This window comes from aff. Roholtiella sp. LEGE 12411, assembly GCF_015206995.1.
GTDB lineage: Bacteria > Cyanobacteriota > Cyanobacteriia > Cyanobacteriales > Nostocaceae > Komarekiella.
On sequence record NZ_JADEXR010000191.1, the window covers coordinates 1 to 10,209 of the forward strand.

At 40.8% G+C, this 10,209-nt stretch carries 10 protein-coding genes; 3 read left to right on the top strand and 7 right to left on the bottom strand.

Annotated features, from left to right (window positions below):
• On the bottom strand, positions 1-853 hold an 853-nt coding region (locus tag IQ246_RS26445), incomplete at its 3' end, for an RNA-guided endonuclease TnpB family protein (RefSeq protein ID WP_194006270.1).
• A 304-nt stretch (positions 854-1,157) separates the two neighbouring features.
• A complete protein-coding gene (locus IQ246_RS26450; protein WP_194006271.1) occupies positions 1,158-1,508 on the bottom strand; it encodes a YkgJ family cysteine cluster protein in 351 nt (116 codons plus the stop codon).
• Between the two features lie 32 nt (positions 1,509-1,540).
• Between IQ246_RS26450 and IQ246_RS26455 the strand changes: the two genes are divergently transcribed.
• Positions 1,541-1,687, top strand: coding sequence for a hypothetical protein (locus tag IQ246_RS26455; RefSeq protein WP_194006272.1), 147 nt, complete (start codon positions 1,541-1,543; stop codon positions 1,685-1,687).
• 92 nt (positions 1,688-1,779) lie between these two features.
• Positions 1,780-1,914, top strand: a complete 135-nt coding sequence (gene psb30, locus IQ246_RS26460; protein WP_194006273.1) for a photosystem II reaction center protein Ycf12/Psb30 — start codon at positions 1,780-1,782, stop codon at positions 1,912-1,914.
• Positions 1,915-2,068: 154 nt separating this feature from the next.
• On the opposite strand, the gene IQ246_RS26465 is transcribed toward psb30, so the two are convergent.
• The gene (locus IQ246_RS26465) at positions 2,069-4,243 is read right to left on the bottom strand and encodes a DHH family phosphoesterase (RefSeq protein ID WP_194006274.1); all 2,175 of its coding nucleotides are present in this window, start codon (positions 4,241-4,243) and stop codon (positions 2,069-2,071) included.
• A 115-nt stretch (positions 4,244-4,358) separates the two neighbouring features.
• Positions 4,359-4,649 (bottom strand): antibiotic biosynthesis monooxygenase, encoded by a 291-nt coding sequence (locus IQ246_RS26470; protein ID WP_194006275.1) that lies wholly within the window; start codon positions 4,647-4,649, stop codon positions 4,359-4,361.
• A 135-nt stretch (positions 4,650-4,784) separates the two neighbouring features.
• Here IQ246_RS26470 and IQ246_RS26475 point away from each other — a divergent pair, with 135 nt between their 5' ends.
• Positions 4,785-6,455 (top strand): ABC transporter ATP-binding protein, encoded by a 1,671-nt coding sequence (locus tag IQ246_RS26475; RefSeq protein WP_194006276.1) that lies wholly within the window; start codon positions 4,785-4,787, stop codon positions 6,453-6,455.
• A gap of 224 nt (positions 6,456-6,679) precedes the next feature.
• On the opposite strand, the gene IQ246_RS26480 is transcribed toward IQ246_RS26475, so the two are convergent.
• The 3 genes from IQ246_RS26480 to tmk form a co-directional block, all read right to left on the bottom strand.
• The gene (locus IQ246_RS26480; RefSeq protein WP_194006277.1) at positions 6,680-7,624 is read right to left on the bottom strand and encodes a hypothetical protein; all 945 of its coding nucleotides are present in this window, start codon (positions 7,622-7,624) and stop codon (positions 6,680-6,682) included.
• Positions 7,625-8,444: 820 nt separating this feature from the next.
• Complete coding sequence (locus IQ246_RS26485; RefSeq protein WP_194006278.1) at positions 8,445-9,410, bottom strand: DNA polymerase III subunit delta'; 966 nt, start codon at positions 9,408-9,410, stop codon at positions 8,445-8,447.
• A gap of 50 nt (positions 9,411-9,460) precedes the next feature.
• Positions 9,461-10,096 carry a dTMP kinase gene (gene tmk / locus IQ246_RS26490; RefSeq protein ID WP_194006279.1) on the bottom strand — a complete coding sequence of 212 codons (636 nt, stop codon included), beginning with the start codon at positions 10,094-10,096 and terminating at the stop codon, positions 9,461-9,463.
• Positions 10,097-10,209: the final 113 nt, after the last annotated feature.

Sequence of the window (10,209 nt, forward strand, 5' to 3'; positions counted from 1 at the left end):
AATGGTTTTTAACCATATTAGAAACTCTTAAATCTTCGTAGGCTACTAAATCGTTAGATTTGACTACGCAACGCGCTACTCTCTTAGCATGTTCTATACGTTGCCTACTTACTTTTAAGTGTTTTTTCGCAAAAAGTTTTCTAGCTTTTTTTCTGCCACTAGAACCTTTTACTTTTTTGTAAATGCGTCTTTGAGAATGTTTAATTTTAGATTTAGCTTTTCTCAAAAACTTTGGATTCGGTTCTTGATATCCGTTGGAGTCAGTGTAAAAACTCTCAATTCCAACATCTAACCCAATTTCATTGTCTGTTTTTGGTTGAATATCTACGACATCAATCCCTATAGAAAATTGAGCGTAGTAACCATCGGCACGACGTATTAAACGGATTCTCTTAATGTCTTTAACATCGTAGGACTGAATATCCCACTTACCCAAAACTTTTAACTCACCGATACCTTTTTTATCGGTAAAAGTGATACGTCTTTTTGTTGGGTCTAGTTTCCAGCCCGATGTTTTGTACTCGACCGAACGACAATCTTTTTGAAAGTGAGGAAATCCTTTTTTACCAGACTTCTTAGATTTGCAGTTATCGTAAAAACGAGATATAGCGAACCATCCTCTTTCAGCAGCAGATTGTACTGCCATCGAATTTAGTTCAGCCACAAAGTTAAATTCCTTTCTTAGTTCCGTAGAATACTTATTAAGTGCAAACTTATCAACTTTTAATTCACGGGGTGCATCCATCCAATATCGAATCGCTTTATTGCGAACAAACTGGGTTGTACGGATAGCATCGTCTATCGCGTTGTATTGAGGTTGTCTGCCCTTAACTTTGTATTCCAGAACTATCACTGTTTAACCTCGTTTCTAAACTGCTACTTGTTTTCGACCTGGTTTTATTTAACATGAATATGTATCTGCTGTGTAGACATTATGGCAAAAAAGGATTACATATTCGGATTAGTGAGCGTCGATTAAATAAGCTGCGATTATTAGCAGTTGAGAAAGACAAAACCATTACTCAAATAATAGAAGACTTAATAGATACTTTGCCTGAACCTAGAAAGATTCAAAGCGACTAAAGTCGCACGTGTCGCTTATATCTCAGGGTTAAAACGCTGAGTTTTACGCATACCGCACTACCTTATAAACGAAATTACAGTCCAACAGATCGGTCGAAGCGGAGCATTTCTAGACTGCGATCGCCATATACTCCCTCTATCTGCTGGCGACAGCAGTCAATGGCAAAATCGTTGAGTTCTTCTGGCTCAACGCCATACATATCTTGAAATATTTCTGGATCCACGCGGCAGAAGCGGGGACGATTTGCATAGATGCGGCATTCTCGTGTGGTACGGTTGAAATTAACGCACCATCCCTCTTCGCCTACCATGCTGAGGTATAGCTCTAGTTCTGCTGGTGAGAGATACTGATCTAGGTCTGGACGCTCTGCTGGATTAAGATTACAGCAGGCTCCACATTGTTTTACACATTGCCAATTGGACATTTGATTGGGGATTGGGGATTGGGGATTGGGCATTGGGCATTGGGCATTGGGGATTGGGCATTGGGCATTGGGCATTGGGCATTGGGCATTGGGCATTGGGCATTGATTCACCTTTTCCCCTAGTCCCCAGTCCCTCTATTTTACGTTTTTATGTTTTTTCTTATAGTTTTGTTAAGTAAATTAAATTCGACTGGCGATCGCCGGATATGATCAAATGCGGGTTTTGCAACTGGCTATTGAATTTTTTAAGGCTATTGGGAGGAAAGAAAAAATGTTTGATGCTTTGTTTAACACATTCACTAGTATCAATTGGGAAGTTATTTTTCAACTACTGTCTGTGGCTCTAATCATAATTGCTGGGCCAGTGGTAATCTTTGTGTTGGCATTTCGCAACGGGAATCTGTAACATTGCTGAGTGCTGAGTAAAGACGCGATTATACTCTTACGAGAAGCCGCTCTTTGAGCGTCTATGCGTCTGTGAGTGCTAGGTAGGCATAAGTATAGAGTGCTGAACTGAAAAAACTGTTGAAGTTAAAATTCAAAACTCATTACTAAACAACTCATAACTCAGCATTTAGGACTGATAATGCTTGCAGGGCAGCTTGGATAATGCTGTCATACTGGGGTTGAGATAGATCAACTTCTTTAGCGTTCTCACGATTAGTACCAAGTAAACCGATTATATGTCCTGGCTGCATAACTAAGACTTTGCCTTCAGGATTTTTAATTCTTAATTCTGATCCAACACCGTTTTTATAAAAACCACAAGTATACTGACGCTGGTGATGCTCAAAGGTAGTATTTGATGGGGTACGTGGGGAGGTAAAAATTTGGTGAGACTGAATTGGGAGTCTGACACCTATTAGCTCTAGCTCAATTGTGGTGTTGCTGTTAAAGTGATTTTCTCGTAGTTTGTATGCAACATCCACTCGTGGTGGTAAAGGGAAGTAGTCGCGCCAACGCCAGGCGATCGCTTTGATTTTATACTGTTGATTATTGATATTTTGGATGAGTGTTAGTTTGATGTGACCTTTGCCAATGGTTTGTTGTTCAACTACTTGGACATTGGGTGTCCAAAATATCGGGTCGGGGTTGTCCATACCGCAGGGGTGTAGAGCATTAAGCTGTTGATAAAACTGCTGATTGATTTCATTAAAGTTGAGTTGAGCATCAATTTGGAGTAGAGGCTTGAGGTGTTGGAGTTCAAGACACTGGTTAGCAAACTCACTCAAACGCGATCGCAACGCCTGCAAATTCTCAGCCTTTAGAGAAAATCCCCCGGCTGCTTTGTGTCCGCCAAATTTGCCGAGTAAATCATGACAATATTCCAAAGCTTCAAACACATGAAACTCTGGGATTCCTCTTGCTGAACCGCGTATGTGTTCTTCATCCTCATAAGTACCGATGAACACCGGCACACCATAGCGTTCTAGTAAGCGAGAAGCGACAATCCCAATAACACCATGATGCCAGTTAGGTTGAACAACAACTAATACACGGTCATCTTGCAGAGACGCTATATATTGTGTTTCTACGTAAGCGATCGCTTCTTGTTCTATTTGCTCACACATTTGCTGGCGACTGGTGTTTGTTTGTTCGCACTGTATTGCCAGTTCCAGCGCTACTCCCATATCATCTGTAATCAGCAGTTCAATTATTGTCTGAGGATTACCAATCCGACCAATAGCATTAATTCGCGGCCCAAGGCGAAAGCCAATATCTTCCGGCTTCAGCGATTTTGGGTTTTGCGAAAAGTTGTAAGGAGGGTTTCCCTCCCTAGCAAACTTTTCAAGATGGATTTTGGATTTTGGCACACACGAGACATTAGTTATTTCTCCCCCTGCTCCCCCTCTCCCCTGCTCCCCTGCTCCCCGCGCCTGCACCCCAGCCACCTGAATTAACGCCTGCACCCCAGGTAATTGGGATTTTGGTAAATGCTGTAAACCGCGTTTTACCCAGCGGCGATTCACACCAGTTAAGGGGGCTAAATCTGCGATCGTTCCCAGTGTAAAAAGTGCTAGCATCGGCTGAATCAAACCTTGCATCTGGCCTAGATGTTGTGCTAGAGACACAGCTAAGATATAAGCAACACCAACGCCAGCAACACCGCGATAAGGTGAAGATTCTGCTATCAGTTTGGGGTTGAGAATAGCATTAGCCGGTGGTAAAAGTTGGGGAACATCGTGGTGGTCGGTAATAATTACTTTCAAACCAAGTTCTCTAGCTCTAGCAATAGGTTCAAATGCTGAAATGCCATTATCTACAGTAAGAATGAGCCATACACCTTCGCTGTGAAATTCTTCGACAATGCGTTTATTAATGCCATAGCCTTCATGCATCCGACTGGGGATTGCGTAGTCTACTTGTGCTCCTAAAGCGCGGAGGCTACGCAATAATAACGCAGTGCTAGTCATACCATCAGCATCGTAATCACCACAAATGGCGATTTTTTTTTGAAAGGCGATCGCCTCTTGCAACAACTCCAAACTAATCGCCAAATCTGGGAATTCTTCTAGTGGTAAAGGCAATATTAAAGACTCTGGATCTAGAAATGTTTCTATTTGTTTTGGTGTTTCAATACCGCGATTAATTAACAGTTGGCTGATTATAGGTGAAATATTAGTCGCAGTGGCCAGTTTTTGGGCTAATTCAGTTTGCTGTGGAAAAATCTGCCAGCGCTGATCAGGCAAGCTTCTGTGGCGTTTTGGGGGTTCGGATGAAGGTCTATCAGGCATTTAGCTATTAGCTGTCAGCTATCAGGTATCAGCTTACAGTCAAAAGGGTAAAGTATAGCTTCACCCTTTTGATTACTTATACCCTAAAGTGGAAAAACTCTACCAACTGTTTACTTTATAAGATGAGTTCAAAATGTTCAACTATTGGAAATGGTTCGTAAAAATGGTGAAGAAGTTGTTTCCACTCATGATATTCAGGAGAGCCTCTAAATCCGACTGTATGCGCCTCTAAAGTTTCCCATCTCACCAGTAATAAATATTTGCTTTTAACTTCCAGACATTTATGGAGTTCATGGGATATATAACCATGCATCGACGAAATCAGATCTGAGGCTTGTTTGAAGGCGCTTTCAAAATCTTGCTCTGTGCTGCTTTTAACGTTGAGCATTACTGCTTCCAAAATCATAATGTGGGTTTTAAAATACGTTTACGCGACCATCGTTGAGTATATAGAGAGAAGTGTAAGCAGTTTTTATTAATTTGATACACTATCTTAAATTGGAAATTCTCAAAGCAGGTAGCTCAGGGCTAATAACTAAATATGAGTAAAGCCTTATTTTGTATAGAAAATCTGCGAGTTGCCTATCCTCAGCGCAGTGGAGAAGAACCAAGTTGGGCAGTTGATGATGTATCTTTGACTCTGCAACCCGGTGAAAGAATGGGACTGGTGGGAGAGTCCGGTTGTGGTAAATCTACCATAGGAAGGGCAGTAATGCGCCTGCTACCAACCTCTAGTCAGGTTGAAGGACGGGTAATATTTCAGGGACAGTCGGTGTTTGATTTAACGCCACCTCAGTTGCGGAAATTTCGGGGGGAGGCGGTGGCGCTGATTTTTCAAGATCCGATGACGCGCCTTGATCCGTTGATGACTATTGGTAAGCATTGCATTGAAACACTCCAAGCGCACTCACCAGAATTATCAACACGCAAAGCCAAAGAAAAAGCACTTGCGACATTGGAAAAGGTGAAGATTCCTGGTAGTCGCTGGAATCAGTATCCTCATGAGTTTAGCGGGGGAATGCGTCAAAGAGTAGCGATCGCCTTGGCTTTACTTCTCAACCCCAAGTTAATTGTTGCTGATGAACCCACAACTAGTTTAGACGTTACCGTCTCCGCGCAGATATTGCAAGAATTAACTCGATTGTGCGATGAAGAAAATATGGGGTTGCTGCTGATTTCCCACGATTTGGCAATGGTGGGGGAGTATTGCGATCGCATTGGCGTTATGTATAACGGTAAAATGGTCGAAATGGGTGCAACTGAATCTGTATTTAGGCAACCTCAACACGAATACACGCGATCGCTCTTACAAGCAGCTTTGCATATTCAAGCAGTAGATGATGATGGAGAATTGGTAATTGCGAATGAGGGAGAAAAGCTATTACCGATTATTAATAAGCAATCTCCAATTTTACACATTACAGAACTCAAGCAGCATTACACCATAGAACCTAACTTAATCGAACGATTATTTAAATCACAAGCACAGACAATTAAAGCAGTGGATGGTATTAACTTGGATCTCTATCCAGGGGAAATTCTCGGTTTAGTGGGAGAGTCAGGTTGTGGTAAAAGTACGCTGTCACGAACAATCTTACAACTTATTCGTCCCACCAGCGGCAAAGTTGAGTTTTTGGGACAGGATTTAACTACCTTGTCGCGCCAAGCAATTCGCTCCTCAAGACGACAAATCCAAATGATTTTTCAAGACCCCCACGCTTGTCTTAATCCAGCAATGACAGTAGGAGAAAGTATAGCTGATCCTTTATTTATTCACAATCTTGCTGATGCTGCTCAAGCAAAAGAACAGGTTTTATCGATGCTTCAAAAAGTTGGATTAACACCGCCAGAATTATATTATCAACGTTATCCAGCTGATTTATCTGGTGGACAACAGCAACGAGTAGCGATCGCTAGAGCTTTGATTACTCATCCTAAACTGCTGATTTGTGACGAACCTGTGAGTATGTTAGACGCTAGTGTGCAGTCACAAGTGCTGGATTTGATGTTGGAATTAAAGGAAGAATTTGAGTTAACGTATTTGTTTATCACCCATGATCTTTGGTTAGCGAGATTTTTGTGCGATCGCATTGCCGTAATGAATAATGGCAAAATCGTGGAACTAGGTCCTACCAAACAGATTTTTGCCAATCCTCAACACCCCTATACCAAAACCTTACTAGCGGCTGCTCCCTTACTTGCACGCGCTTAGAAAGCATCAAAGATAAAAAACTACAGACACCTGGGGATGGAGTTTTTGGACATGGGAAATCGGGCATGGGGAATGGGGAAGAGTTACCAATGCCCAATGCCCTAAGTCGGTGGGTGCCTATCCCTCTACAGACACCTGGGGATGGAATTTCCCGCCGACTTTCTATGAATTAAGCTGCAAAGAAAGTAATAATTGACAGATGCGATGAATCGCATCTGTGCTATCTAATCCCCTCCCTCAATTAATTTAGTTGTTTCCCCAGTCGAACCATATAGCTCAACAAATCTTTTAAAGAGCAACATAGTTTCGTGATTTGAACCTAGATTTGCTCTATTGGAGTTGAATAAACGTTCTATATTTCTGTCAGCTAAAGCGCGTAAATATGGCAAATCTTCAAAAATAGTTAAACAAGAGGCAAAATGCAAAATTATTTGTAGCAAAGGTTTTGGCCACTCTAGATCACTGTAAATATCTACAAAGAACTGATGTTCTGTGTCATTTAAAGGAAAAGCATGAAATATGACAACTATTCTTTTGTTATCGTAAACAGGAATATTTAATTCAACAGTATAGGGAGTATGTAAAATTAAATCCACTTCAACAATTGGTTGTCGCCAAATCCTCAGAGGATTGGCGGGAGAATCTAAAAGTGTTTTAAATTTGATTATTCCACCGCTATGTGTTGGCTGGAAGTAGCTAATACTTAATATTTTTAAGTTATTCAAGCTAAATCCGTGAACTGTTTCTAAATGTTTTAGATTCAGTAAATGGTAGATTTGGCAAATGTAAGGAAAAGGTAGAATATACTCCTGGCTAATCATGTGTCGGTTTTTTAACTTAAACTTGTTAGCTTGAGTTCGATACAGATATTCTTGATATTGGCTGGGTTCTAAATCATTGCTATTAAAGCCCTCTCCTGGTTTTAGATATAGCCAACTCAGAAAAAAGAAGGAAGCTGTAAATAGCTGAAATATTTCCACAGCGGATAAATAACCATCGGCAAATGCAGCTATACTTCTATCAGTTATTCCAAAAAGCCAAGATGGTATACCAAATAGCCAAACACTATTTTTTACTTGATCTATAATCAGAGCTATTTCAACTGTTATTGATACTTTTTCACCTTGATGTGTCCTATTATTATCATTATTTTTAACAAAATTAGACATAATTGCTCAACTTTATAAGTTTATTTAATATCTGAATATTAAGTTTTGTAGATAGCTTAATTTTAAGTAGATATAATATAGCTAACCTCTACCTTTAGCTGTATATATAAGTTACATTGCTCATTATTTAAAACCCAACTAATGTCTCGTAGTTCGGGTTAAAAAACAATCAAGATCAGTTACTAATATTAATTGCTTCTCTTCCCTTTTCCTATGGTCGATGCTGTGTGTAGCTTGCTTTTTCGTAAAAATATGGGACGTTATGCGAACGCAAACCCCTCTAACCATAATTTTCAAGAGGGATATAATTTATCTTTCCAGGGATCAATCTTGAACTGATTTACTTTAAGCCAACTGAGGTACAAATTTATCTGTCTTGAAAAGTTTGGCGTTCCTATTACCCAAACGCGTAAAATTTCCGCTTATGACAAAAGAGGTATATATTTAGATAATAATTTTATTCTGCTCTACTAAATTTTAAATTAACTGTGTCATATCTTAAGGCTTAATTGTCAGTAGCCTTGCTAGTAAATTGTTTATCGACTGGTAATGTTCTTGAGCTTTGTTTTGATCATACCCCTGAAACTCTGCTTGTTCAGTCTAGTAAGCTACAATATATAGTAATCCGATTTTATTTGTGAACTGACTCATAGAGACAGGGAATGGGGGATATGGGATAGGGAATGGGGAATGGGAAAAAAGTGAGTTAGAAGTGTAGGCAGTTTTTTCAAGAATCAAATCTGAATTTTATAGTTAGTTGATTTGAATAGAGCAACAAAGCAAATGTAGTTGTCAGTGCTGCTAAAAAAAGAAACCAGCTTTAATAATTACCCAGACTCTGACACAGAGATACTAAAGTACATTCCCAAACTAGTCGTGGCTGGGCGTAAAGAAGTAAATATTTACGAGCTTTTTCTAACTGATTAATAATGCTAGATTGATGCCAATGTTGCCAGTAATGCTGTTGGAGATAATCGACTAACCACAGTTGCGCTTCTGTATCTAAATCGTGATCAATTTTCTTCGCTAACTCTAGAGCATTACGGTAAGATAAGGGCGGTTTTATGAGGTTTTGGAGTAACTCCGGGGGAATAGCTTGTAATTGCTCATAAGATGCGATCGCACTTCCAGGGCTGCCAGATGCTATGCTCAACACTGTTTGATGCTGCAAAAGTTCCTGATGACCCGTTCGAGTTAGTACCTGAGTTAAAGACTGTGTATCTAAACGATAAAAAGGAATGCGTTGACAGCGTGACACCAAAGTTGGTAACACAGATTCAGGCGTAGGCGCAATCAAAATCAACGTCGCCTGTCCTGGCTCTTCTAAAGTCTTCAGCAAGGCATTTGCTGCTGCTTCAGCCATTGTTTGAGCTTCCTCCAGCACTACCACATTCCTCGGTGCTTCCAATGGCGGACGACTCAAAAATTGGGTAATTTCACGAATTTGCTCTAGCCTAATTACAGGCGGTGCTTTGCGCTTAAGTCCTTTTTCTGCTGCTTCGGTTGCTGTCAGTCTTTGCCCTTGATATTGGTAGGTCGGTTGCACCCATAATAAAGCTGGGTGATTGCCTTGACGCAAACGGTTTTGTAAAGACCCAATTAATCGCATCTCTATAAAACTAGAAAATAGCAACTCTACAAAACATTGTGCCGCTAAACTCCGTCCCACACCATCTGGCCCCACAAATAGATAAGCTGGAGCAACCCGGTTTTGTCTAACAGCTTGAGTGAGTAATTCTATAGCTTGCTGTTGTCCTACAAGTTGTGCAAATGGGTCATTAGTCATTATTCAATTGTGGCACTTTAGCAGTTATGCTGAAAAATACGAAGCAATACCTATGCTAATTCCTTAATGTGTACGCGCAAAATTTCCTGAATCATCTGGTGTACAATTTGTTTACTCAAACTGCCATCTACGCGCACAATTCTTGAGGGATTGGATGCTGCTAACTCTGCGTATCCTTGCTCGACGCGCCGATGAAAGGTGATTGTCTCTTGCTCAATGCGGTCTAGTGCTGCTTCGCTTCCTCGTTTACGGGCCAGTCCCACCTCTACATCGACATCTAGCCAGATAGTTAGGTCGCTTTCTAAGCCAGCAGTGGCAATATAGTTGAGTTGATCTATTAAACTCATCTTTAAACCTCGGCCATATCCTTGGTAGGCAATGGTAGAGTCGGTATAGCGATCGCACAAAATATATTTTCCTGCTGCGAGATTTGGCTTAAGTTCTTGTTCTACGTGTTGCGATCTGTCAGCAGCATACAACAAAAGTTCTGTCACTTCAGCCACTGGTTTGTTCTCTGACTTCTCAAGCAACAAGCGGCGAAGATGCAAACCTAACTCTGTTCCTCCTGGTTCACGAGTGAGAATCACAGAAATATCCAGACTTTCCAACCACTGACTACAAAGCTGCATTTGGCTAGTTTTGCCGCAACCTTCTACCCCTTCAAATACAATTAATTTGCCACCCATGCTGTTTTTATTTCTTTTTAATCGACTTATTCGCTGATGTTTTATTACGCTACCAGGTAAAAGGGATTGGGGCATTGGGCATGGGGCATTGGGCATTGGGCATTGGGCATTGG